The organism is Microbacterium sp. Se5.02b (assembly GCF_019464375.1).
GTDB lineage: Bacteria > Actinomycetota > Actinomycetes > Actinomycetales > Microbacteriaceae > Microbacterium.
Map to the genome: position 1 here is coordinate 2,697,099 of NZ_CP080491.1, position 24,684 is coordinate 2,721,782.

Below are 24,684 nucleotides of genomic sequence, written 5' to 3' on the forward strand. Positions count from 1 at the left end.
ATGCCTGAAACGCACAGCAACCCCCTCGACGACCCGACCGCGAACCCGTTCGAGGTCGCCGCCGAGGCCGCCGCAGACATCGCGCGTCTGACCGGCGTCGAGAAGCACGACATCGCCCTCACCCTCGGCAGCGGCTGGGGCAAGGCCGCCGACATCATCGGCGAGACCGTCGCGACCATCCCCGCCACCGAGGTCACCGGCTTCTCCAAGCCCGCCCTCGAGGGCCACGTCGGCACGCTCCGCAGCATCCGCACCCCGGCGGCAAGAACGTCCTCGTGATCGGCGCCCGCACGCACTACTACGAAGACCACGGCGTGCGCCGCGTCGTGCACAGCGTGCGGACCGCCGCCGCGACGGGCGCTGCGATCATGGTGCTCACGAACGGCGCGGGCGGCATCCGCGAGACCTGGAAGCCCGGTCAGCCCGTGCTGATCAGCGACCACATCAACCTCACCGCGGACTCCCCTCTCGAGGGCGCGACCTTCATCGACCTGACCGACCTGTACGCCAAGCGTCTGCGCGACATCGCCCGCAGCATCGACCCGAGCCTCGACGAAGGTGTGTACACGCAGTTCCGCGGACCGCACTACGAGACCCCGGCCGAGGTGCAGATGGCCAAGCACATCGGCGGTCACATCGTCGGGATGTCGACCGCCCTCGAGGCCATCGCCGCGCGCGAGGCCGGCATGGAGATCCTCGGCTTCTCGCTCATCACGAACCTCGCCGCGGGCATCCAGCAGACTCCGCTGAGCCACGCCGAGGTCATCGAGGCCGGACGCGAAGCCGAGCCGGTGATCTCCGCGTTGCTGGCCAGGGTGGTCGAGGCGCTGTGAGCGAGGATCGGCTCGTCCAGGCACGCGCCTGGTTGCGGCAGGACCCCGACCACGAGACCCGCGACGAGCTCGCCGGCCTCATCACACGTGCCTCCGCCGGCGAGGACGCCGCGCTCGCCGAGCTGGACGATCGGTTCAGCACCCGTCTCGCGTTCGGCACCGCAGGACTCCGCGGAGAACTCGGCGCCGGCAGCAACCGGATGAATCGCGTGCTCGTCGCGCAGGCCGCTGCGGGCTTCGCCGCGTATCTGCGCGCGAGGACGCCTGATGCGACCCCCACCGTGGTGATCGGCTACGACGGCCGCCGCAACTCGCGCGTGTTCGCGACCGACTCCGCCGAGCTCTTCGCCGGCGCCGGCCTGCGTGCGATCCTGCTGCCCCGCCTGCTCCCGACCCCGGTGCTCGCGTTCGCCGTGCGCCACTTCGGCGCCGATGCGGGAGTGATGGTGACAGCCAGCCACAATCCCCGAACGACAACGGGTACAAGGTGTACCTCGGCGGAGCCGACCAGGGTTCGCAGATCGTGGCTCCCGCGGATGCCGAGATCGCGGCGCAGATCCAGCGCGTCGCCGACAGCCGATCCGTGACGGAGCTGTCGCGCTCCACGGCGTACGAGACGGCCGGAGAAGAGGTCGTCGAGGCGTACATCGCCGCGACCGCCGCCGTGGCTCCCGCGCCGGCCGGCACCACGGGGATGCGCTGGGTGTACACCGCGATGCACGGCGTCGGATGGGAGACGCTCTCGCGCATCGTGAAGGACGCCGGATACCCGCAGCCCTTCGTCGTCGAGGAACAGCTCGCTCCCGATGCGACCTTCCGCACGGTGTCGTTCCCGAACCCCGAGGAACCGGGGGCGATGGACCTCGCCTTCGCCAGGGCCCGCCGAGTGAAGGCGGACTTCATCCTCGCCAACGACCCCGATGCGGATCGACTCGCCGTCGCCGTCCCGGACGAGAGCGCACCGGACGGCTGGCGCCGACTGACCGGCAACGAGGTCGGCCTCCTGCTCGGCGCGAGAGCCGCCCGTGCCGCGGAGGGCACGCCGGGTGCGTCGCTCGCGTGCTCGCTCGTCTCGTCTCCCGGCCTCGGTGCCGTCGCCGCGCACCACGGGTTGGACTTCCACGAGACGCTCACCGGCTTCAAATGGATCTCGCGTGCCCCCGGCATCGTGTTCGGCTACGAGGAGGCCCTCGGTTACCTCGTGAACCCCGAGACGGTCCGTGACAAGGACGGCGTGTCCGCGGCCGTCGCGGTGCTCGGCCTCGCCGCCGAAGCGCGCGATCGCGGCGCGACGCTGGTCGACCTCCTCGCCGAGCTGGGCGAGACGTACGGGCACTTCGCCAGCGGACAGGTCTCGGTGCGCGTCGACGATCTCTCGGTCATCGGCGCCGTCATGCTCGCCCTGCGCACGCTCCCCCGACCCATATCGCGGGCCGCTCGATCACGTCGGCCGAGGATCTGCTGCAGGCGGCCCCCGGGCGTCCCTCTGGCGATGTGCTGCGGTACCTCCTCGGCGACGGTTCGCGCGTCATCGTGCGCCCCAGCGGCACCGAGCCGAAGCTCAAGGTCTACATCGACGCGCGCGCCGACACGGCAGAGGGCGCACGCGCGGCCGTGGCGGAACTCGAGGCCGGCGTGCGGACGCTGCTCGACGAGCGCTCCTGACCATGCCGACGCGACACCTCATCGTCAGCGCGCACAACGGCGCGCACGCCCGACCGGTGGCCGAGCTCGTCCGTCTGGCGCAGTCGCACGGCACGACGGTGACCCTCCGCACGGCGGACGGCACGACGGTCGACCTGAGCAGCGTCCTGGCGGTGATGGACCTCGGTATCGCGTCCGGCGATGCGGTGGTGCTCGAGACCGCGCCGTCCGACACATCGGAGGCCGTCCTCGATCAACTCGCCGAGGTGCTCGCCCCCCGGGAGTGATCCGCGGGCTCAGCCGTCGATCACGGCCACGAGCTCGTCGAGGAACGCCTCGAACGTCGAACCTCTCCGCACGATCCTCTGCACGCTCTCGCGTTCGCTGAACACCTCGACCAGCTGCTCGAACACGGTCTGGAAGGCGGCACGATCGCCCTCGCTGAACGCGGCCAGGGCGACGACCTGCACGCGCCCACCGCCCCACGCCGCCGAGCCGTCGGCGACGCCGATGGCGATTGCCGTGCGCGTGGCCGTCATCTGCAAGGCGTGCGGGACGGCGAGCGCATCCGTGAACGTGGTCGATGACATCCGCTCGCGCACGATGGTGTTCTCGATGTAGTCCTCGCCGATGAGTCCGGCACGCATCAGGAGGCCACCGAGGCGGCGGATGATCGCCTCCTCCCCCTCGTCCGGCAGCGGGAAGACGAACGCGTCGGCCAGGAAGTAGCGGGCGAGCTCGCCGCGGAGCCGTGTGAGCCTCCTGCTCCGTCGTACGCGCGCGGCAGCCTGCTGGATGCGGTCCACATCGGCATCGGTCAGGAACGGCTGGATGCGAACGAACCGGTCTCCCGATCGCCCGGGTTCGATCGTGCTGAGCACGAGGTCGGTGTCGAAGGACGCCCAGTCGGGGTCCACGTTCGTGACCACGCTGGTGACCTCGATCGCCGATCCGAGCGAACGGTCGACGCTCGAGCGCAGCAGTTCGTGCAGCTCCTGGTATCCCGGGCACACGATCGTCGCCGTGAGGATCGACTCGGCCTTCCTGCTGCGTTCGAGACGGCCGCCGACGTGCATGGCGATGTAGGCGATCTCGTCGTCGTGGATGGGGGTGCCGACGCGGTCGTGCAGTCCACTCGCGATCGACACCGCGACCTCGAAGATCATCGGGTAGCTCGTCTTGAGCGAGCGGGTGAGCGGATTGCGCGTCAAGGCGCTCTCCTCCGCGCGGCGCAGGAGGTTCTGCACGTGCAGTGCGAGCCGGAGCACGAACGTCTCGTCGACGAGGTCGACCTGGAAGTCGTCGGCCGCCCTCGCGAGCTCGGCGCGCACCGCGTCCTCCACCGAAGCATCGACCCCGCTGCGCGCGACCTCGCGAGTGGCGTCCTCCCCGGCGCGACGATGCGGGTGAGCACGAGCGACGCGAGATGGCTGCTGTCCCCGTCCCCGAGAACGACGGAGAAGTGCTCGTCGGCGAGTCGGGCGATCACCGCTGCGACCCGGGGATCTCCTCGCGGGCTCCGACCGGAGGCGCCTCGAGAGCGTGGCCGGCGGCGACCCTGTCCGCCGCGATGGCGATATGGAGCAGCACGTCGGCGATCGCCAGCTCGTTCACGTAGTACCCCAGCTCGCCGAGCTCACCCACCAGGGCCGACTTGAACGGACCAACGGCGCTGGCGGCGACCGCGGAGCCGGAGAGCGCACGGCGGAACGTCTCGGGGTGGAACGAGGCATCGTCCATCTCGTCGTGCGCGAGTCGACTGAGCAGCCGCCGCTGAGCCGCCTCGTCGCCGCGCAGCCGCACGATCTCGCGGTCGCGCTCGAGCAGGAGGTCGGTTCCTTCGAGCAGCCCGCGCACACGCGCGAGGTCGGCCTCGAGCGTCGCCTCGCTGACGTGCAGCTCATCGGCCGTGTCGAACACGTCGATCCCCCTCGGCTCGTCCAGGAGCGAACGGACGAGTGCGTGCAGCCGGTCACGGGGTGCCGACTCTCCCGTCTGCCGCGTGCGCAGCGCACCGCGCGCCCCGGAGCCTGCGCGATACCCCGCCGGACCGGATTCGATCGCGGCAGCACCGGGAGTGCGCGCGTTCAGCGCGGCGACGTAGGAGCGGATGCTGCGTGGCGTGACGCCCAGCAGATCGGCCAGGCTTCCTGCCGTCGACCATCCCTCCTGGCGCAGGAGCGTCGCGAGGAGCTGGTCCTGGCGCTGGCGCGACATGGTCCTCTCCTTCCGCGTGCTGACCGCACTGTCTCGACGTGGTCTCCATGATGTCAGCATGCCGGTACTCGAGGGCGGAAGGCGCTGTTCCGCGGGGGCGGAAAGGAACGTGTTGGCGCGGCGCCCCTCCCTGTTCACAGACTGTTCTCAGGAAGGTGGGAATCGATGAGGATCCTCGTGGTGTGCGGCGCCGGGGCGTCGAGCACATTCGTCGCGCAGCGCCTGCGCAGCGCGGCAGCGGCCGCCGGTCTCGACTGGGAGGCAGCGGCCGGCATGGAGAGTTCGCTCATCGACGCGGACCCCGATCTCGTCCTCGTCGGCCCCCACCTCGGCGAGCGGGTGGAAGCCATCCGCGGCGCCGTGAGCGCCCCTGTCGCGGTGCTCCCGGCCGACGTCTTCGCCGACCGCGACGGATCACGCACGCTCGTCTTCGCCCGCTCGATCCTCGCCGCCGCCGGCGACACCCCGAAAGGAACACCATGACCGCCACCCGCACCGTTCGCATCGGCTCCTCCCACGGACTGCACGCCCGCCCCGCGAAGCTCTTCGCCCAGGCGGCGAAGGACTCCGGCGTCGCGGTGACCATCGCCAAGGACTCCGGCAAGCCCGTGAACGCGGCGAGCATCCTCGGCGTCATCGCCCTGGCCGTCGAGCACGGCGACTATGTGACCCTCACCGCGGAGGGCGACGGCGCGGAGGACGTGCTCGACACCCTCACCGAGCTGCTCACCACCGACCACGACCAGGACGCCGCCGGATGAGCGAGCTGCGCGGCGTCGGCATCGGCCTCGGGGTGGCCCAGGGGCCGGTCGTCCGCATGTCCGAAGCGATGCCGGCACCCGAGAACACGCCGAGCACCGCGGGCGCCGACGCCGAGCGCGCACGGGTCCGCGAGGCCGTATCGATCGTCGCGGAGGAGCTGAACGCGCGTGGTCAGGCTGCGGGCGGATCGGCGCAGGAGGTGCTCGAGGCGCAGGCGATGATCGCCGAGGACCCGACCCTCCAAGACGAGGTCGATGCCCGCATCGATGACGGCGCGACGGCGGAGTGGGCCGTGCATGACGCCTTCGCCGGATTCCGTGCCACGCTCGAGGCCGTCGGCGGCTACCTCGGCGAGCGCGCCGCCGACCTCGATGACATCGCGCAGCGCGTGCTCGCACGCCTTCGCGGGGTCGAGGCGCCCGGCGTCCCGGCCCCGGGCCATCCTTCGTGCTGGTGGCGCGCGATCTCGCCCCGGCCGACACCGCGCTGCTCGACCTCGATCAGGTGCTCGCCCTGATCACCACCGACGGCGGACCCACATCGCACACCGCGATCCTCGCTCGCGAGAAGGGCATCGTCGCGATCGTCGGCGCCGCAGACGGCGACATGCTCGAGACAGGCGAGACGGTGATCGTGGACGCGGCCGCCGGCGTCATCACGCGAGAGCCCACCGAAGACGAGAAGACTCGCGCGGCTCAGCGCGCTGCCGCTCGTCGCTCCGCGGACTCCGCCCCGCTGACTCCCGGCGCCCTCGCCGACGGCACGCGTGTCGCACTGCTCGCGAATCTGGGGAAGCCCGCAGACGCCGCGGATGCGGTCGCTCGGGGGCCGAGGGCGTCGGGCTGTTCCGCACCGAGTTCCTGTTCCTCTCCTCGGCCCAGGCGCCGACGATCGCCCAGCAGCGGGAGGCGTACCGCGAACTGCTGGCCGCGTTCCCCGGGCGCAAGGTCGTGGTGCGGATGCTGGATGCCGGAGCCGACAAGCCGCTCGCCTTCCTCAACGATGCGCACGAGGAGAACCCCGCGCTCGGGCTCCGTGGTCTTCGGGCGCTCCGGGCGAGCGAGGACATCCTCCGCGAACAGCTCACCGCCCTCGCCGAGGCCGACGCCGAGACCGAAGCCGAGCTCTGGGTGATGGCGCCGATGGTGGCCACGGTCGAGGAGACGAAGTACTTCACCGGGCTGGCCCGCGAGTACGAGCTGCGCACGGCCGGCGTCATGGTGGAGATCCCCGCGAGCGCCCTGCTCGCCGACCGGGTGCTCGCACACGCCGACTTCGCGTCGATCGGCACGAACGACCTCACGCAGTACACCATGGCGGCCGACCGCATGCTCGGGTCGGTCGCGGGCTTCCAGGACCCCTGGCATCCGGCCGTGCTGCGCCTTGTGCGTGAGGTGGGCGACGCCGGGGCGCGTCTCGGCAAGCCCGTCGGCATCTGCGGCGAGGCCGCGGCCGACCCGCTGCTCGCCGTCGTCCTGGTCGGCCTGGGCGCGACCAGCCTCTCGATGGCACCGTCGGCACTGGCCGATGTGCGGCACACCCTGTCCCAACACACCCTGTCCGAGGCACGGGGTCTCGCCGAGGCCGCTCTGGCCGCCGACGACGCCCCTTCCGCCCGAACCGCCGCAGCGACGCTCGCCGCGGCTCTCCCCCTCCACAAGAAAGAGACGACATCATGACGACGACGTCACCTGCCGCCACCCGACCGGGCGGCCTCCGCGTGGGCGTGCAACGCTTCGGCACGTTCCTCTCCGGCATGATCATGCCGAACATCGCGGCTTTCATCGCCTGGGGCTTCATCACGATGCTCTTCATCCCCAAGGGTTTCTTCGGGGCGGAGAGTCCGTTCGACTGGCACTGGGCGGGAGTCGCCGAGATCATCGGTGGCGGCGGGGATTCCGCCGTGATCGGCTGGCAGGGCGCGATGACGGCCGTCGCAGAGAGCGCCGACGGCAACATCCTCGCGTACGTCGGCCTGGTCGGACCGATGGTCACCTACCTGCTGCCGCTGCTGATCGCCAACACCGCGGGACGCATGGTCTACGGCGAGCGCGGGGGTGTCGTCGCGACGATCGCGACGGTCGGCGTGATCGTCGGCACGAACATCCCGATGTTCCTCGGCGCGATGATCATGGGCCCCATCGCGGCGTGGCTCATGAAGCAAGTGGACCGGCTGTGGGACGGCAAGATCCGCCCCGGCTTCGAGATGCTGGTGAACAACTTCTCCGCCGGCATCCTGGGCATGCTCCTGGCCATCGTGGGCTTCTTCGCCTTCGGGCCCGTCATGCTCGGTGTCAGCGCGGCGCTCGGCACCGCGGTCGACTGGCTCGTGTCACTGAACCTGCTGCCGCTCGTGTCGATCATCGTCGAGCCGGCGAAGGTGCTGTTCCTCAACAACGCCATCAACCACGGCGTGTTCACGCCCCTGGGCATCGAGCAGGCCACCGAGGCCGGCAAGTCCATCCTGTTCCTCATCGAGGCGAACCCCGGCCCCGGCCTCGGTCTGCTGCTCGCCTTCACCTTCTTCGGTGTCGGAGCGGCGAAGGCGTCGGCGCCGGGCGCGGCGATCATCCAGTTCTTCGGTGGCATCCACGAGATCTACTTCCCGTACGCGCTGAGCAAGCCGACCACGATCCTCGCCCTCATCGCGGGTGGCGCGGCCGGTGTCACGACGAACATGGTGCTCGGCGGCGGTCTGGCGTTCCCGGCCGCCCCGGGAGCATCATCGCGGTGACGGCAGCCGCCATCGGACCCGGCGCGGGGAACCTCCTCGTCGTGTACCTCTCGGTGATCATCGCTGCGACGGTCACCTTCCTGATCACCGGAGTGATCCTGCGCGCGTCGCGAAAGCGCGATCTCGAGGCGGAGGGCGACACCTTCGGCGCGGCGATCGCGCAGACCGAGGCGAACAAGGGCAAGTCGTCCGTCGCCATGGATGCCTTGCGCACGTCGACGGCGGCCTCCTCGTCCGAGACCGTCGCGGCGCCGAGCACGACCGCCGTCGCCGCGGCGCCGATCGAACGCATCGTGTTCGCGTGCGACGCGGGGATGGGATCGTCCGCCATGGGCGCCAGCGTCCTGCGCAACAAGCTCAAGAAGGCCGGGATCGAAGACGTGGTCGTCACCAACCAGGCGATCGCCAATCTCGACGGCACCGCCGACGTCGTGATCACGCAGCAGCAGCTCACGGAGCGCGCGACAGCCAAGTCACCGAACTCGGTACATGTCTCGGTGGACAACTTCATGAACTCGCCCAAGTACGAAGAGGTCGTCGAGATGGTGCGCGAGCAGCGAAAGGACACAGAATGAGCGTTCTGACCCCCGAACAGGTCCGCATCCACCCCGGAGGGGCCACGCGGGACGAGGCGCTCCAGGAGGCGACCGACATCCTGGTCGCTGCCGGAGCCGTCACCCCGGCGTATGTCGATGCGATGCGACAGCGCGAGGAGACCGTGTCGACCTTCATGGGCAACGGCCTCGCGATCCCGCACGGCACCAACGACGCGAAGGACGCGATCCTCGCCTCGGCCCTCTCGGTCGTCCGCTATGACGGCGGCGTCGACTGGTCGGGGGACCCCGCGACCTTCGTGATCGGCATCGCCGGGGTCGGCGACGAGCACCTCGAGATCCTGTCGCGCATCGCGATCCTGTTCTCCGAGGAGGACGACGTGGCACGCCTCGCGGCGGCGCAGACCTCGGAGGAGCTCTACGCCCTCCTCTCGGAGGTGAACGAGGGATGAAGGCGGTCCACTTCGGGGCGGGCAACATCGGGCGCGGGTTCGTCGGTCTGCTGCTGCGCCAGGGCGGTTACGAGGTCGTCTTCTCCGACGTCGCGGACGCCCTGGTCGACGCGATCAATGCGGCCGACTCCTACACCGTGCACGAGGCCGGCCCCGGGGGACCGATCACGTCGTGACCGGGTTCCGCGCCGTGAACAGCCGCACCGATCCCGCGGGCGTGGCCGAGGAGGTGTCGACAGCCGATGTCGTCACCACCGCCGTCGGCCCGACCGTGCTGCGGTTCGTGGCGCCGTCCATCGTCGCCGGGCTCGCGCTCCGCTCCCCCGACGCCGCCCCGTTGCAGGTCATGGCGTGCGAGAACGCGATCGGAGCCACGGACCTGCTGCGGCGCGAGGTCACCGCGGCCGCGGGTGCGGATGCCGAGGCGCTGCTGCGTCGTGCGGTGTTCGCGAACACCGCGGTGGACCGGATCGTCCCTGCACAGCCGCCAGGAGCCGGGGTCGACGTCACGGTCGAGCCCTACTTCGAGTGGGCGATCGAGTCCGGTCCGTTCGGCGATACGCCGCCGAGCATCCCCGGCGCGCACTTCGTCGACGACCTGGCGCCCTACATCGAGCGCAAGCTCTTCACCGTGAACACCGGGCACGCGGCGACCGCGTACTTCGGGGCGCGCGCCGGCATCGAACGCATCTCCGACGCGCTGGCGGACCCGGCGATCACGGTCGCAGTGTCGGCGGCCCTCGAAGAGACGTCCGCCGTCCTCGTGGCCGAGCACGGACTCGATCCTCTCGATCTCGCCGCCTACCGCGCTGCCATCCTCGATCGGTTCCGCAACCCGGAGCTCATCGACACTGTCCAGCGGGTGGGTCGCCAGCCGCTGCGCAAGATCTCCCGGCACGAGCGCTTCGTCGGCCCTGCCGCGATGGCCGCAGAGCGCTCGCTGCCGACCGCGGCGCTGGTCGCCGCCATCGGCGCGGCCCTCGCGTTCGACGATCCGGCCGACGAGCAGTCGGTAGAGCTGCAGGAGCTGTTGCGCACCGAGGAAGCCGCGGCGTTCACCGTGCGCACCACGGGTATCGATCCCGAGCATCCGCTGTTCCCGCGCGTGCGGGACGCCGTGGCCGCCCGTCAGCGAGACCTCGGCATCGGCTGACGCCGCTCCGGAATCGACGCCCCCGTCCACCCGATACGATCGGGAGGACGGGGGCGTTTTCAGAGCACAGCGACGTGCGGGGAGCAGCATGAACAGATACGCCGTGATCGGCGCGGGACCGTCCGGCCTGGCCGCAGCGCGCACTGCGCAGGCGCGGGATCGACGTCGACGGCTACGAGGCCTCGCACGGGGTCGGCGGGCTGTGGGACATCACCAATCCGCGCAGCACGATGTACGAGTCCGCGCATCTGATCTCGTCGCGCACCACGACCGAGTTCGCGGAGTTCCCGATGCGGTCGCGCGTCGACTATCCGGGGCACCGGGTGCTGAAGGAGTACTTCCAGGAGTATGCCGACCACTTCGACCTGACCGGACTCTTCCGGTTCTCGACCAGGGTCGCGCGCCTCGAGCCCCGCGACGGCGGATGGGATCTCACGAGCATCGGCCCCGACGGCGAGGAGACCCGCTGGTACGCCGGGGTCGTGCTCGCCAACGGTACGCTCGCCGAACCGAATGTGCCGACGTTCCGCGGCGAGTTCACGGGCGAACTGCTGCACACCAGCGCCTACACGTCGCCCGAGCAGCTCCGCGGCAAGCGCGTGCTGTTGATCGGAGCGGGCAACTCCGGTTGCGACATCGCGGTGGATGCCGTGCATCACGCCGTCTCCGTCGACATGAGCGTCCGCCGCGGGTACTACTTCGTCCCCCGGTACCTGTTCGGAAAGCCCAGCGACACCCTCAACCAGGGCCGTCCACTCCCGGCACGGATCAAACAGGCGCTCGACAGCCGGGTGCTGCGGGCGTTCACCGGCGATCCGGTGCGGTTCGGTTTCCCGAAGCCCGACTACCGCATCTACGAGTCGCACCCGATCGTGAACACCCTGATCCTGAACCACCTCGGCCAGGGCGACCTGCGCATCCGCGCCGACATCGACCGCTTCGACGGGACGACCGTGCATTTCCGCGACGGCAGCGCCGACGACTACGACCTCGTGCTGCTCGCCACGGGATACACCCTCGACTACCCCTTCGTCGACCGACAGCACCTGCACTGGCGCGGCGCCTCGCCGCGCCTGTTCCTGAACGTGTTCCCTTCGTCGTTCAACGGCCTGTACGTGATGGGCATGATCGAGGCGTCCGGCATCGGGTGGCAGGGTCGCTACGAGCAGGCGGACCTCCTGGGCGCATACCTGGAAGCCGTCGAGAACGACCCCGCGCGCGCCCACCGCTTCCGCGCACGTGTCACCGGCGCCGCCTGGCCCGACGTGACGGGCGGATACCACTACCTCGGCCTGGATCGGATGGCCTACTACGTCAACAAGGACGCCTACCGCCGAGCGGTGCGGCACGAGCAGGCAGCCCTGGGGGCAGCCGTATGAACGTCGACGACGTCGTCCTCTCCTTCACGCCGGGGACCCTCACGATCCTCAACGTGGTGCTCGGCCTGATCATGTTCGGGATCGCCCTCGACACCGCGCCGAGCGACTTCCGCGTCGTGGCGAAGCACCCCCGACCGTTCGCGATCGCGATCCTCGCTCAGCTCCTCCTGCTCCCGATCGCGACGTTCCTGCTGACCCTCGTGCTCCCGGTCCCGCCTTCCATGGCGCTCGGGATGCTGCTGGTCGCGTGCTGCCCTCCGGGGAACATCTCCCAGGTCCTGACGCATCGATCGGGCGGCAACGTCGCTCTGTCCGTCTCGCTCACCGCGGTCGGGAATCTGATCTACATCTTCGCGATGCCGCTCAGCATCACGTTCTGGGGTTCGCTGCACCCCACCGCGCGCACCCTGCTGCGCGACGTCGCGGTCGACCCGTGGCGGATGCTGCTCGAGATCCTGCTCATCGTGGGCCTCCCCTTCGCGCTCGGGCTCCTTCTCAGGGCGAAGGCCCCCGGGTTCAGCGCGCGGGTGCAGCCCTTCGTGAAGTGGTTCAGCCTGATCGCCCTCCTCGGATTCATCATCGCCGCTCTCGTCGGCAACTGGGCGGTGTTCGTTCAGGTGCTGGGCATCATCCTGCTCGTGGTCGCCGTCCATGACGCCGTCGCCCTCGCGCTCGGCTACGGCACAGCGGTCGTCGGCGGACTCGGCACCCGCGAGCGCAAGGCCATGACGTTCGAAGTCGGCATCCGCAATGCGGGCCTCGGGCTCGGGCTCGTGTTCCTGTTCTTCGACGGACTCGGGGGCATGGCCATCGTCGCGGGCTGGTGGGGCATCTGGGACATCGTCGCCGGTCTCGTGCTGGCCGGGCTCTGGGCCCGGCACACGAGGAAGCGCACGGGATCGGCCACCGGAGACGCCAGCGGTCGCACCGCCGTCGAGGCCGCCTGATGTCGCGCGTGCTCATCACGGGAGGCGGGGGCTTCCTCGGCTCGCACGTGGCTGCGGCCCTCGCCACGCGCGATGACGTGGACGTCGTCGTCTCCGCGGATCTGCGGACGGGCGCGCCGCGCGACGGCATCGTCGACGCGATCCTCGATGTGACGGACCCCGCAGCACTCCCTCCACTGCTGCAGGAGCACCGCATCGACACGGTCGTCCATCTGGCGGCCATCGTGAACCCGGGGCGCGACGTCGATGCGGAGTACCGCGTCGACGTGACGGGGTCTGCGAACGTCCTCGCCGCGTGCGTCCGGACGGGCGTGCGGCGGGTCGTCGTCTCGAGTTCCGGCGCCGCATACGGATATCACGCCGACAACCCGGAGTGGATCGACGAGGACCAGCCGCTGCGCGGCAACGACGCCTTCCCCTACGCGCGGCACAAACGACTCGTCGAGGAGATGCTCGCCGAGCACCGGGGGGCGCATCCCGAGCTCGAGCAGGTGATCTTCCGGATCGGGACGATCCTCGGTCCCTCCGTGCGGAACCAGATCACCGGCCTCTGGGACGGACGACGCCTCCTCCGCATCGCCGGCTCCGATTCGCCTTTCGTCTTCGTCTGGGTGGACGACGTGGCGGCGGTGATGGTGAAGGCCGCCACCGAAGGGCCGTCCGGGATCTTCAACGTCGCCGGCGACGGGCGGATGACGGTGCCCGAGATCGCCGCACGGCTGCGCAAGCGTCAGCTCGTGATCCCGGCGTGGGCGCTGAGCGTGAGCCTGCGGCTGGGACGGACGCTGCACCTCACCGCGCACGGCCCGGAGAAGGTCCCGTTCCTGCGCTACCGACCCGTGCTCGCGAACCGGCGCCTGAAAGAGGTGTTCGGCTACGAGCCGACGCGCACCTCTCGCGAGGCGTTCGAGGAGTACCTGCGCACGCACCCCGCAGTGGTCCGGAGCGACCCCGCCGCGCAGTAGCGTTGAGGGGTGCAGAAGAAGCGTGGTCGCCGGATCCTGAAGCGCGTGCTGTGGAGCCTCGCCATCGTGGTGGTGCTCGCTGTCGGGGGCGTGGTCGCGTGGAGCCAGATCGGCGTCATGGCCGCGGAACCGGGGCCGCTCGCCACTGTGCAGGAGAATCCCGAGATCACCGTGACCGACGCCGAGCAGGGCATCGTGCTCGCCCCGGCCGACGGCGATTCCGATCTCGGACTCGTCTTCATCCCCGGCGCCAAGGTCGATCCCTGGGCCTACGCCGCCATCCTGCAGGGTCTCGCCGAAGACGGCGTCACGGTGGTCATCACCCGCCCGTGGCTCAACCTGGCGTTCTTCGACCCGCGGGGGCTCGACGCCTTCACCTCCGCCGCCGCGGACGTCGACGTGTGGGGTGTGGGAGGGCACTCCCTCGGCGGTGTCCGCGCGTGCCAGCTCGCCGAGGATGCCGACGCTCTGGTGCTGTTCGGGTCGTACTGCGCGAACGATCTGTCGAACAGCGACCTCCCTGTGTTGAGCATCGCCGGCAGCGAGGACGGCCTGTCCACCCCGAGAAGATCGCCGATGCGCGCGGCCTTCTTCCGGCCGACGCCGAGATGGTGGAGATCGATGGCGCATCGCATGCGTCGTTCGGCGACTACGGCCCGCAGGACGGCGACGGCACCCCGTCGATCTCCACCGAGGACATGCACGCCGAGGTCACGCAGCTGGTCGACGACTTCCTCTCTCCCCTCGCCCCTGACCGTCACGACGCCCCTCTTCCGGCATCGAGCACCGCATCCAAGAGCGGATGCAGGTGCCGCGAGCGCAACACGGACGCGGCCGTCCGCGCCCCGGCCTCCAGCGCAGCGGGGACGTCGGCTCCGTCGAGTCGGGCATCGAGGACTCCCGCGAGGAAGGCATCCCCTGCGCCGTTCGTGTCGACGACCTCGACAGGCACCGCGGGCACCCGATGCACCGTCCCGTACCCGTCCACCGCGACCGCGCCGTCCGCCCCGAGGGTGCACACGGCGAGGCTCGCACCGGCGGCGACGCGTGAACGCAGGAAAGCCACCGGATCATCGAGCCGGTCGGCGTTGCAGAAGACCGCATCCGCCGCCTCCAGGAAAGGCCGGTGGTAGTCGGCCTCCCCGTCGTAGTCGTGCACATCGACCCACACGGGTGTACCGGTCGCGCGGGCGAGCGGAAGAAGACGCAGCGGTTCCGCCGCAAGGTCGAGCACGACCGCCCCTGCTGCCGTCATCCGGTCGCGAACCCACACATCCGCGTCACCGGCCGTCGCCACGGGAGTCGACACGTAGAGCGACACCCTGGCACCCGCGCGTCATGAGGTTCAGATGCCGCTCGGTGACGCCGTGGCCCCAGTGTGCGCGCACACCGCTCGCCTTCAACGCGGCCTGCACCCGCTCGCCGTCCTGGTCGGCGCCGGCCAGGGCGTACAGGTCCACCGCCCGCCCCAGCGCGGTCAGGCTCAGCGCCTTGCCGGCACTGGTACCGCCGACCGTCTCCCATGTCTCCTCCGCGAACTGCATGTGCGGGACCGGTTCCGGAAGCCGGTCGAGCACCACGATCGTGTTCCAGGACGCGGGGCCGGCGATGAAGACGGAGGCGGGCATGCGACCATCCTGCCGCCTCGAAGCAGGTCAGCCGATGCGCGACACCAGCTCGTCCAACCCCATCCCGTAGTCGATCCGCACGACGGGGAGCGCGAGCTTGTCCGTGCCGACCGTGACATAGCCGGGCTCGATCGTCCGTGCCATCTCGAAGCCGGCCGCGGCGACGCCCTGTTTCGCCGTGTCGTCGTAGTGCCCGAACGGATAGGCGATGACTTCGCGCACACCCAGAGTGTCGGCGGAGACGGTGAGGTCGGCGGCGATCTGCTCGGCGGTCCAGTTGACCATCCGGCCCTTGCCGTTGTCGCCCGCCTGGTGCATGTCATGCGTGTGCGACCGGCGCAGGACGTAGATCGACGGCGCCGGATCGGAGCGGTACGCGGTGATCATGAACGAGGTGGCCAGCAGTCGGTGCTCGTCGACGACCGGCACCGCGAGGTCGAACCAGGTCTGGTCGGCGTCGTCGTCGGTGATGATCACGCTCCGGGCGGGGAGCGAGAGGCGCCCGTCGATGAACGCACTGAGCTCGTCCCATGTCGGCAGGTAGAAGCCGGTCGTCGCGATGTGGGTCATCTGCGCGTCGAAGTCGCCGATGTAGGCGTAGTTCCCGCGCAACCAGCCCTTCTCGCCGTCGGGGTCGGCCGTGAACTGGTGATACATGAGGATGGGCACGCGCACGCCGTCCGCCGCGTTCTCCTCCGGGGTCTTCCATGCCGCGAAGAGTTCGATCTGCTGATCGTCGCACACGACGAGGTCGGCGCCGTTGACGCGCGCGGCGACCGTGAAGGCTCCGGCATCCGCCGCACTCGCGTACCATCCGGCGAACACGCGACCGTCCAGCTGCGGGATCGGCAGCCCCTGATACAGGGCCTCCTGCCATTGCAGGACGGGGGCGGTGGGTGCACCCTCGCCGACGAAGGACACCGCGCAGGCCCGCGGGTCGTCCGCATCCGCCGCGAGCTGCTGTGCCGGCGTCAACGGGTGCGCGAGCGCCGCGGTGCGCGCCTTCGGGATCGGATCCGGCTGCGCGCGGCTCACCCAGGCGAAGGTCGCAGCGCCGCCCCCAGCAGGACGACGGCCATGCAGACTCCGACGACGGTCGCTGTCCGCGAGCGCGGCTTCCCCCCGGGAGCCACGATCAGATGTCGAATCCCTCGGCGATCATCTCCACGAGCTCTTCCCGCTCCTCGACCGGCAGGAACGCCGCGGCTGCCGCGTTGAACTGGAAGGTCTCGAGGTCGTCGAGGTCGTACTCGAAGGTCTCGACCAGCAGCGCCAACTCCCGCGTGAGCGACGTGGCGCTCATCGTGCGGTTGTCGACGTTCACGGTCACCGCGAATCCGAGTTGGTAGAGCAGGTCGAAGGGGTGATCGACGAGGGTGTCGCCCCACGCGGCGATCGCACCGGTCTGCAGGTTCGACGACGGCGAGAGCTCGAGCGGGATCTCACGGTCGCGCACCCAGCGGGCCAGGTCGCCGAACTGCACCTGCACCTCATCGCCCTCCTGGGTGACGACCTGGAGGTCCTCGGCGATGCGGACGCCGTGGCCGAGGCGCAGCGCGCGCCCGTCCAGCAACGCCGAACGGATCGAGGCGAGACCGGCCGCCTCCCCCGCATGCACGGTCACCGGGAAGAAGTTCTCTGCGAGGTAGTCGAACGCGGCACGGTGGTTCGACGGCGGGAATCCGTCTTCCGGACCCGCGATGTCGAAGCCGACGGCGCCACGGCCGCGGAAGTCGACGGCGAGCTCGGCGATCTCCCTCGCCCGATCGGTGTGACGCATGGCCGTGATCAGCTGTCCGACGCGGATGCTGCGGCCGCCGCGGTCGGCCGCATCCTCCCCTCTTCGATGCCCTGCTGCACGGCCTCGACGGCCTGCTCCAGCGTGAGGCCGCTCGCCTGGTGCTGCTCGGGGGCCCAGCGCACCTCGCCGTAGACGACGCCGTCCGCTGCGAGATCCTGGACGAACTCGCGCGCGACCCTGGTGAGACCCTCCGCGGTCTGCATGACCGCCGTGGTGAGGTCGAAGGTCTTGAGGTATTCGACCAGGGAGCCCGAGTCGCTCTTCTTCGCGAACCACGCACCGAGGGCGGCAGGGTCGCTCGCCGGAACCTCGAGTCCGATGGCATCCGCGAGCTCGATGATGGTGCCGGGCCGCAGCGCGCCGTCGAGGTGGTCGTGCAGCGACACCTTGGGCAGGCTCCGCAGGGAGACGCCCTGGAGCGTGACGTCGCCGTTCGCATCGATCGACATGGTGATCCTCTCGGTCGCGGATGTGCTCAGTTCAGGCTAGCGGTCGGGAGGTCACGCCGTGATGCGCTCGCGGACCAGCGGACCGGCAGCCGGAGCTGCGTCGCCGATCTCCCACGCGCCGTCGAGGGCGTCGATCGCTCGGGGAATCTGGCCTCGTCGGCCGCGGAGAGCGTGAACAGCGGTTGGCCGGCCACGACACGGTCGCCGGGCTTCGCGTGCAGGTCGATCCCCGCCTCGAAGATCACCGGGTCCTGCGCCCTCGCACGCCCCGCGCCGAGGCGCCAGGCCGCGACGCCGAACGGCAGTGCATCCATCCGGGTGAGCACGCCGTCGGCCTGCGCGGTGACCACATGGGTCTCCCTCGCCGTGGGGAGCTCGGCATCAGGATCGCCGTCCTGCGCGCGGATCATCGCCCGCCACGTGTCCATCGCGCGACCGTCGTCGAGGGCGGCCTCCACGTCGGCGTCGGGCTGCCCCGCGAGCGCGAGCATCTCGGTGGCCAGGGCCAGCGTGAGCTCGCGGACGTCGGCGGGACCGCCTCCCGCGAGGATCTCGACCGATTCGCGCACCTCGTTGGCGTTGCCGATCGCGAGCCCGAGCGGCACGTTCATATCGGTGAGCAACGCCGTGGTCGCCACGCCCGAGTCGGTGCCGAGCGCGACCATGGTCCTCGCGAGCTCGCGAGCACGGTCGATGTCCTGCATGAAGGCGCCTGAACCGAACTTCACGTCCAGGACGAGCGCGTCCGTCCCCTCGGCGATCTTCTTCGACATGATGCTCGACGCGATCAGCGGGATGGCTTCGACCGTGCCGGTGACGTCGCGGAGGGCGTAGAGCTTCTTGTCTGCGGGAGCGAGACCGGATCCGGCCGCGCAGATGACCGCTCCGACCTCGCCCTGCATCTGCGCGAACATCTCTTCGTTGCTGAGAGCGGCACGCCATCCGGGGATCGACTCGAGCTTGTCGAGCGTCCCTCCGGTGTGGCCGAGCCCGCGGCCGCTCAGCTGGGGCACGGCGACGCCGAACGAGGCGACGAGCGGGGCGAGCGGAAGCGTGATCTTGTCGCCGACGCCGCCGGTGGAGTGCTTGTCGACGGTCTTCTTGCCCAGGGACGCGAAACTCATCCGCTCCCCGGAAGCGATCATCGCGTCGGTCAGTACGCGGATCTCGTCGCGCTCCATGCCGCGCTGGAAGATCGCCATCGCGAACGACGCCATCTGCGCGTCCGAGACGTACCCGCGCGTGTAGGCATCGACCATCCACCGCAGCGCCGCCTCGGGAACCGCACCTCCGTCGCGCTTCGCGCGGATCACGTCCACCGCGTCGAAAGGCTCCACCGTCGTCATCGTGCGTCCTCCAGGTCGCGCGGCCCGAACGCGTCGGGCAGCACCTCGTCGATCGTGCGGATGCCGGAGACCGTCTCCAGGAGCATCCCGGGCATCGCGTGCTCGTAGAGCAGCTGCCGGCATCGCCCGCACGGCATGATCGTCTGTCCGTCGTTGTTCACGCACACGAACGCGACGAGCTGCCCGCCGCCCGACATGTGCAGATCGCCCACGAGCGCGCACTCCGCGCACAGCGTGACGCCATACGACGCGTTCTCGACGTTGCAGCCGGCGACGATGCGCCCGTCGCCGACGAGTGCGGCCGCACCGACGCGGTAGCGCGAGTACGGCGCATACGCCTTCGTCATGGCTTCCGTGGCGACCTGACGCAGTTCATCCCAGTCGATGTCCGTCATTGCGATGCTTCCCTCTTCCCGGCAGACCTAGGACTTGATGTACGGCTTGCCGTCCGCGGCAGGAGCCTTGATCTGCCCCGCGAACCCGGCGACCGCCAGGAGCGTCACGACGTACGGGAGCATGAGCATGAACTCGCCGGGGATCGGCGTCTTCAGAATCGACAGCAGGTTCTGCAGGTTCGTCGCGAAGCCGAAGAGCAGGGCAGCGAGCGTCGCGCGGATCGGGTCCCAGCGCCCGAAGATCACGGCCGCGAGGGCGATGAAGCCGAGACCCGCCGTCATGTCCTTGCCGAACTGCGGCACCGAGACGAGCGTGAAGTACGCACCGCCCATGCCCGCGATCGCACCGGCGAGCAGCACGTTCCAGAATCGGGTCGGGTTCACCTTGATGCCCACGGTGTCGGCCGCCTGCGGGTGCTCGCCCACGGCACGCAGCCGCAGACCCCACCTGGTGCGGTAGAGCCCCCACGCGACCACGGCGACCGTGATGAACATCAGGTACCCGATGAACGTCTGGTTGAACAGCACGGGTCCGATGATCGGGATGTCGCTCAGCACAGGGATCTCGACACGCGGGAACCGCACCGGCGTGTTCAGGGTCGCCTCGTTCGGCGCGAGGAGCGCACCGTAGAGGAAGCCGGTGAGACCGGTGACGAGGACGTTGAGCACGACGCCGACGATGACCTGCTCGACGAGGTACTTGATCGCGAACGCCGCGAGCACGCTGGCCACGAGGACACCGCCGACCATCGCGCCGAACAGGCCGACGAACGGGTTGCCGGTGATGCTGGACAGCAGGGCGGCGGAGAATGCGCCGAGGAGCAGCTGGCCCTCGATCGCGACGTTGACGACACCGGCGCGCTCGCCGATCACGCCGCCGAGGGCGCCGAACACGAGCGGCACCGAGAGCGACACCGCGCCGAAGAGCAGGCTCGTGACCGGGACGAGTCCCCGGCGGCCGCCCATACGAGGAACGCGAAGACGGCGAGGACGCCGTACGCGATGACCAACCACAGCGAGGGCGTGCGGTAGGTCCAGGCGCGCAGGAATGCGCCGACCGTCAAGACCACGAGGATGCCGAACACGACCCAGAAGGTCGACGCCGTCGGCAGCGCCACGTCGGGCAGCGCGAGCGCCGAGGACTGGTCGGAGAGGCGGAAGGTGCTGATGCCGTCGCGAGGAACCGCGAGGAACAGCAGAGCCAGCAGCGCGGTGGCAGCAGCGAGCACGATGGGCGCCTTGAGGTGCCGTTCCTTCACCGTCGCGAGCTGCACGGTGCCGTCTGCGGCCTGGGTCTGCACGAGCGACATCATGCCGTCACCGCCTTCTTCGCGGCCTTGGCTCTCGCCTTGGCGGCCTTCTCGGCATCGGTCTTGGGGAGGAAGAACACCGAGCGCAGCAGCGGCGGCGCGGCGATGAACAGCACGACCAGCGACTGCACCACGAGCACGATGTCGACCGGGATGTCCTGGGCCTGCATCGAGAACGAGCCGGCCTTGAGCGCGCCGAACAGGATGCCGGCGGCGAAGGTGCCCCACGCCCGGCTGCGTCCGAGGAGAGCGACGGTGATCGCGTCGAAGCCGATGCCCGCGTCGATGGTCTCGGTGACACCCGTGGTGACGGCGCCCTGGATCTGGTTCATGCCGGCGAGACCGGCGAGGCCGCCCGCGAAGAGCATCGCGTACACGTAGATGCGCTGGACGCTGATGCCTGCGGCACGGGCGGCGTGCGGGTTCTCCCCACGGCGCGCATGCGCATGCCGAGCGACGAGCGCTCGATGAGCCACCAGACGAACAGGGTCGCCACGATGACGATCACGAATCCGAGGTCGAGGAGCGGGAACTGCGGCCCCAGCAACGTCGGGAACTGCGCACTCTCGGGAGTCGCCGAGCCGAGCGCCTGGTTCGTGCCCGGCTTCTGCAGCAGACCCGGAGTGCGGATCATCCACAGCAGCAGGTAGTACGCGATGTAGTTGAGCATGATCGTGAGGATCACCTCGTGCGCACCGGTGCGCGCCTTGATGAGTCCGGCGATGGCGCCCCACAGCGCGCCGCCGGCGATACCCGCGATGAGGGTGACCGGGATGTGCAGCCAGATGGGCAGGTCGAGCGAGAAGGTCAGCAGCGCCGCCACCGCGACGCCGATGAGCATCTGGCCGCGTGCACCGATGTTGAAGAGCCCGACGCGGAACGCCAGCGCGACGCCGAGACCCGCTGCGATCAGCGGTGCGGCGAAGCCGAGGGTGTTCGTCAGGGGACGGATCTGCGCCGCGAAGTCCGCGCCTCTGGCGTTGAAGATCGCGCCGCGGAAGAGCGCCTCGTAGCCGTTGTACACGGCGTTCCAGGCGGCGACGAACGTGTCACCGGGCTGCGCGAAGAAGTAGACGGATGCCGCCTGCACGTCTTCGTTCGTGAAGGCGATGAGGATTCCGCCGACGACGAGCGCCAGCACGATCGCGAGGATCGTGGTGACGGCGTTGCCGCGGAGGATCTCCTTGAGGATGACGTTGCCCCGCGGGGGTGGCGGCACATCCGCCGGATCACGCGGAACCGTGCCGGTGCTCGTGGCGAGCTCCTGCGGCGGGATCCCCTTCGTCGCATCGCCCGCGCCGGGCGTCGCTCCGCTCACGCGGCCACCTCTCCTTCGGCCGCACCGGCCATCATGAGTCCGAGCGTCTCCCGGGGCGTGTCGCCGGGGACGATGCCGACGATCGTGCCGCGGTACATCACCGCGATCCGATCGGCGAGAGCTGCGACCTCGTCGAGCTCGGTGGAGACGACGATCACGGGGACACCGGCGTCGCGCGTCTCGATGATCCGCTTGTGGATGAACTCGATCGATCCGACGTCGACGCCGCGGGTCGGCTGCGCCGCGACGAGCAACCGCAGGTCGCGGCTCATCTCCCTGGCGATGACGACCTTCTGCTGGTTGCCGCCCGAGAGCGTGCCCGCAGCTGTCTCTGGCCCCTGGGTGCGGATGTCGTACTCGGTGATGCGGGCGCGCGCGAACTCGTCGAGAGCCGAGCGGCGCAGCGTCCCCGCACGGCTGAACTCCGGGTCGTCCGAACGGTCGAGGATCAGGTTCTCCGCGACGGAGAAGCCGGCCACGAGCCCGTCCTCCGTGCGGTCCTCGGGGACGAAGCCGACACCGGCGTCGAGAATGGCCCGCACGCTCTTGCCGACGAGCTCGGTGCCGTCGAGCACGATGCTGCCTTCGACGCGGGCGGCGAGACCGACGATGGCCTCCACCAGCTCGGTCTGCCCGTTGCCCTGTACCCCGGCGATCGCGAGGACCTCACCGGGGCGGACCGCGAAGTCGATGCCGTCGACGACGATCGCACCCGTGGGGGTCAGGACGCGTAGACCCTTGACCTCGAATCCGCCCTCGCCGAGCCGCGGCGGGTCCTTGTGGACGGTCAGTTCCACCGCCCTGCCGACCATGAGCGAGGCCAGTTCGGCGTTCGTGGCCGTGGGCGAGGCCTCGCCGACGACGCGCCCGAGGCGGACGATGGTGATCTTGTCGGCCACTTCGCGCACCTCGCGCAGCTTGTGCGTGATGAACACGATCGCCGTGCCCTCGTCGCGCAGCTGGCGCATGATGTTCATCAGCTCGTCGGTCTCCTGTGGAGTGAGCACGGCGGTCGGCTCGTCGAACACGAGCACCTTGGCATCGCGCGACAGCGCCTTGATGATCTCGACGCGCTGCTGCACTCCGACGGGGAGGTCGCCCACGAGCGCATCCGGGTCGATGTCGAATCCGAAGCGCGCGGCGACCGACCGCACGTGCTCGCGTGCCTTCGCGATGTCGAGCGTGCCGAGCGCCTTGGTCTGCTCGTGTCCGAGCATCACGTTCTCGGCCACGGTGAAGACCGGGACGAGCATGAAGTGCTGGTGGACCATGCCGATGCCGGCCGCCATCGCGTCGCCGGGGCCACGGAAGCGCTGCACCTCGTCGTCGAGGAGGATCTCGCCCTCATCGGCCTGATACAGCCCGTAGAGCACGTTCATCAGCGTGGATTTGCCTGCGCCGTTCTCGCCGAGGAGCGCGTGGATCTCGCCGGGCTCCACCACCAGATCGATGTGGTCGTTGGCAACGAGGCTGCCGAATCGCTTGGTGATGCCGCGAAGTTCGAGCTTCATATCTGCACCTTATCCAGAAGAGTCATCCAGGAGAATCATCGTCCGTCCACGGCACGGGGCGAGTGGCCGCCTGCTCACCACTCGCCCCGTGCTGGACCTGCGACGACTTACGGGGAGTTCGGGGACTCCACCGTGATGTCGCCCGAGATGATCTGCTCCTGGAGAGCGGTCAGCTCGTCGAGCAGACCGTCGGGCAGCTGCGACTCGAAGTCGCCGAAGCCGGAGAGCTTGACGCCCTCGTTCTCGAGCGTGCCCACGTACGGGGCCGGGTCGAACTCACCCTTGGCTGCGGCGATGGTCGCGTCCTTCACAGCCACGTCGATCGCCTTCATGATCGAGACGAGCGTGATGCCGGCGACGCTAGGGTCGGCGACCGCCAGGTCGCTGTCGACGCCCAGCATCAGGGTGTCCTTGCCGCTGTCGGCGATCGCCGCGGCAGCGCTCTGGTAGACGGGACCGCCGACCGGGAGGATCACGTCGACGCCCTGGTCGAGCACGCCCTGTGCGGTCTGCTTCGCGGTGTCGTTCGCGTCGAAGCCGCCCGTGAACGAGCCCTTCTGCGTCTCCTGGTCCCAGCCGAAGACCTCGACCGCAGCGGACTTGTCCTCGTTGTACTTCTCGACGCCGAGCTGGAAGCCGTCCATGAACACCGCGACGGACGGGATCTGCATTCCGCCGAAGGTGCCGACCTTGTTGACGCCGCTCTGCGCGGACCATGCCGCCGAGGCGTAGCCGCCGAGGTACGCAGCCTGAGCCGTGTCGAAGACCAGCGGCTTGATGTTCGGGGCATCGACGTTGCCGTCGAAGTCGTTGTCGGCCCAGTCGTCGATGATCGCGTAGTCGATCTCCGGGTTGGCGAGAGCGGACTCGACCGTGGCTGCCGACAGCTTGAAGCCGACGGAGACGATCAGCGAGCAGCCTTCGGAGACGGCGGTCTCGAGGTTCGGCGCGTAGTCGTTGTCGTTCGCCGACTCGAACTCGAGGGGCTTGATGCCCAGCTCGTCGGCGGCCTTGTCCATGCCCTCCTTGGCGGACTGGTTGAACGACTTGTCGTTCCAGCCGCCGGCGTCGGAGATGAGGCACGGCACGAAGTCGGAGTCGACCGGCTTCTCGGAGCCCTCAGGCTTGTCGGCCGGCGCCTGGCCGCAACCGGCGAGTGCGAAGATGACGCCCGCGGCGACGGTCGCGCCGAGCAGCTTCTTGGTGGTGGAGATGGTCAACGGATGCCTCCCTCAACGAAACCGCGGCCATCGCGGATCGATCAAAGTTACCTACTGTTTCGACAT

At 69.7% G+C, this 24,684-nt stretch carries 15 protein-coding genes and 10 pseudogenes; 13 read left to right on the forward strand and 12 right to left on the reverse strand.

Translation table 11 applies throughout. The annotated features are described in order from the left end of the window. The 3 genes and pseudogenes from K1X59_RS13360 to K1X59_RS13370 all read left to right on the forward strand — a co-directional run bounded on the left by K1X59_RS13360 (position 1) and on the right by K1X59_RS13370 (position 2,764). A pseudogene (locus K1X59_RS13360) lies at positions 1-833 on the forward strand (purine-nucleoside phosphorylase). Further along, positions 830-2,498 (forward strand): annotated as a pseudogene (locus K1X59_RS13365) (phospho-sugar mutase). The pseudogenes K1X59_RS13360 and K1X59_RS13365 overlap by 4 nt, the downstream one beginning before the upstream one ends. Positions 2,499-2,500: 2 nt before the next feature. Further along, complete coding sequence (locus tag K1X59_RS13370) at positions 2,501-2,764, forward strand: HPr family phosphocarrier protein (protein WP_183150451.1); 264 nt, start codon at positions 2,501-2,503, stop codon at positions 2,762-2,764. A 9-nt stretch (positions 2,765-2,773) separates the two neighbouring features. On the opposite strand, the gene K1X59_RS21570 is transcribed toward K1X59_RS13370, so the two are convergent. Together K1X59_RS21570 and K1X59_RS21575 are read right to left on the reverse strand one after the other, a co-directional pair. Beyond that, a complete protein-coding gene (locus K1X59_RS21570; RefSeq protein WP_258566844.1) occupies positions 2,774-3,808 on the reverse strand; it encodes a transcription antiterminator in 1,035 nt (344 codons plus the stop codon). Between the two features lie 154 nt (positions 3,809-3,962). Continuing rightward, positions 3,963-4,694, reverse strand: a complete 732-nt coding sequence (locus tag K1X59_RS21575; RefSeq protein WP_258566845.1) for an HTH domain-containing protein — start codon at positions 4,692-4,694, stop codon at positions 3,963-3,965. Positions 4,695-4,859: 165 nt separating this feature from the next. Here K1X59_RS21575 and K1X59_RS13380 point away from each other — a divergent pair, with 165 nt between their 5' ends. From K1X59_RS13380 to K1X59_RS13425, 10 genes and pseudogenes are all read left to right on the forward strand, one after another. Further along, positions 4,860-5,177 carry a PTS sugar transporter subunit IIB gene (locus K1X59_RS13380; protein ID WP_183150452.1) on the forward strand — a complete coding sequence of 106 codons (318 nt, stop codon included), beginning with the start codon at positions 4,860-4,862 and terminating at the stop codon, positions 5,175-5,177. Beyond that, positions 5,174-5,455, forward strand: a complete 282-nt coding sequence (locus K1X59_RS13385) for an HPr family phosphocarrier protein (RefSeq protein WP_220173476.1) — start codon at positions 5,174-5,176, stop codon at positions 5,453-5,455. The genes K1X59_RS13380 and K1X59_RS13385 overlap by 4 nt, the downstream gene beginning before the upstream one ends. Beyond that, positions 5,452-7,135: pseudogene (ptsP, locus tag K1X59_RS13390) on the forward strand (phosphoenolpyruvate--protein phosphotransferase). Before K1X59_RS13385 ends, ptsP begins: the two are co-directional and overlap by 4 nt. Further along, a pseudogene (locus tag K1X59_RS13395) lies at positions 7,132-8,765 on the forward strand (PTS mannitol transporter subunit IICB). Before ptsP ends, K1X59_RS13395 begins: the two co-directional pseudogenes overlap by 4 nt. Then, complete coding sequence (locus tag K1X59_RS13400; RefSeq protein WP_183150453.1) at positions 8,762-9,196, forward strand: PTS sugar transporter subunit IIA; 435 nt, start codon at positions 8,762-8,764, stop codon at positions 9,194-9,196. The pseudogene K1X59_RS13395 and the gene K1X59_RS13400 overlap by 4 nt, the downstream one beginning before the upstream one ends. Continuing rightward, positions 9,193-10,349: pseudogene (locus K1X59_RS13405) on the forward strand (mannitol-1-phosphate 5-dehydrogenase). The gene K1X59_RS13400 and the pseudogene K1X59_RS13405 overlap by 4 nt, the downstream one beginning before the upstream one ends. A gap of 209 nt (positions 10,350-10,558) precedes the next feature. Then, positions 10,559-11,728, forward strand: a complete 1,170-nt coding sequence (locus tag K1X59_RS13410; RefSeq protein WP_258567224.1) for an NAD(P)/FAD-dependent oxidoreductase — start codon at positions 10,559-10,561, stop codon at positions 11,726-11,728. Beyond that, positions 11,725-12,675: a bile acid:sodium symporter family protein gene (locus tag K1X59_RS13415; RefSeq protein WP_183150455.1), complete on the forward strand. Its 951-nt coding sequence runs from the start codon at positions 11,725-11,727 to the stop codon at positions 12,673-12,675. Before K1X59_RS13410 ends, K1X59_RS13415 begins: the two co-directional genes overlap by 4 nt. Then, complete coding sequence (locus K1X59_RS13420; protein ID WP_183150456.1) at positions 12,675-13,640, forward strand: NAD-dependent epimerase/dehydratase family protein; 966 nt, start codon at positions 12,675-12,677, stop codon at positions 13,638-13,640. The genes K1X59_RS13415 and K1X59_RS13420 overlap by 1 nt, the downstream gene beginning before the upstream one ends. 9 nt (positions 13,641-13,649) lie before the next feature. Next, a pseudogene (locus tag K1X59_RS13425) lies at positions 13,650-14,386 on the forward strand (alpha/beta hydrolase); the annotation flags it as partial. An 11-nt stretch (positions 14,387-14,397) separates the two neighbouring features. On the opposite strand, the gene K1X59_RS21580 reads toward K1X59_RS13425, so the two are convergent. The 10 genes and pseudogenes from K1X59_RS21580 to K1X59_RS13470 form a co-directional block, all read right to left on the reverse strand. Then, the gene (locus K1X59_RS21580) at positions 14,398-14,949 is read right to left on the reverse strand and encodes a carbohydrate kinase family protein (protein ID WP_258567225.1); all 552 of its coding nucleotides are present in this window, start codon (positions 14,947-14,949) and stop codon (positions 14,398-14,400) included. Continuing rightward, positions 14,921-15,268 (reverse strand): hypothetical protein, encoded by a 348-nt coding sequence (locus K1X59_RS21585; protein ID WP_258566846.1) that lies wholly within the window; start codon positions 15,266-15,268, stop codon positions 14,921-14,923. Before K1X59_RS21585 ends, K1X59_RS21580 begins: the two co-directional genes overlap by 29 nt. Before the next feature lie 27 nt (positions 15,269-15,295). Further along, positions 15,296-16,303 (reverse strand): polysaccharide deacetylase family protein, encoded by a 1,008-nt coding sequence (locus K1X59_RS13435; protein ID WP_244632018.1) that lies wholly within the window; start codon positions 16,301-16,303, stop codon positions 15,296-15,298. 100 nt (positions 16,304-16,403) lie between these two features. Next, a pseudogene (locus K1X59_RS13440) lies at positions 16,404-17,518 on the reverse strand (adenosine deaminase). 51 nt (positions 17,519-17,569) lie between these two features. Continuing rightward, positions 17,570-18,864, reverse strand: a pseudogene (locus tag K1X59_RS13445) (thymidine phosphorylase). Then, entirely contained in the window at positions 18,861-19,259 is a 399-nt protein-coding gene (locus K1X59_RS13450; protein WP_067119220.1) for a cytidine deaminase, read from the reverse strand. Before K1X59_RS13450 ends, K1X59_RS13445 begins: the two are co-directional and overlap by 4 nt. A gap of 27 nt (positions 19,260-19,286) precedes the next feature. Further along, positions 19,287-20,572: pseudogene (locus tag K1X59_RS13455) on the reverse strand (ABC transporter permease). Next, positions 20,569-21,887: pseudogene (locus tag K1X59_RS13460) on the reverse strand (ABC transporter permease). Before K1X59_RS13460 ends, K1X59_RS13455 begins: the two co-directional pseudogenes overlap by 4 nt. Then, positions 21,884-23,398, reverse strand: a complete 1,515-nt coding sequence (locus K1X59_RS13465) for an ABC transporter ATP-binding protein (RefSeq protein ID WP_183150458.1) — start codon at positions 23,396-23,398, stop codon at positions 21,884-21,886. Before K1X59_RS13465 ends, K1X59_RS13460 begins: the two are co-directional and overlap by 4 nt. Before the next feature lie 107 nt (positions 23,399-23,505). Continuing rightward, on the reverse strand, positions 23,506-24,618 hold the full coding sequence (locus K1X59_RS13470; RefSeq protein ID WP_183150459.1) for a BMP family protein: 1,113 nt from the start codon (positions 24,616-24,618) through the stop codon (positions 23,506-23,508). Between the last annotated feature and the right edge of the window lie 66 nt (positions 24,619-24,684).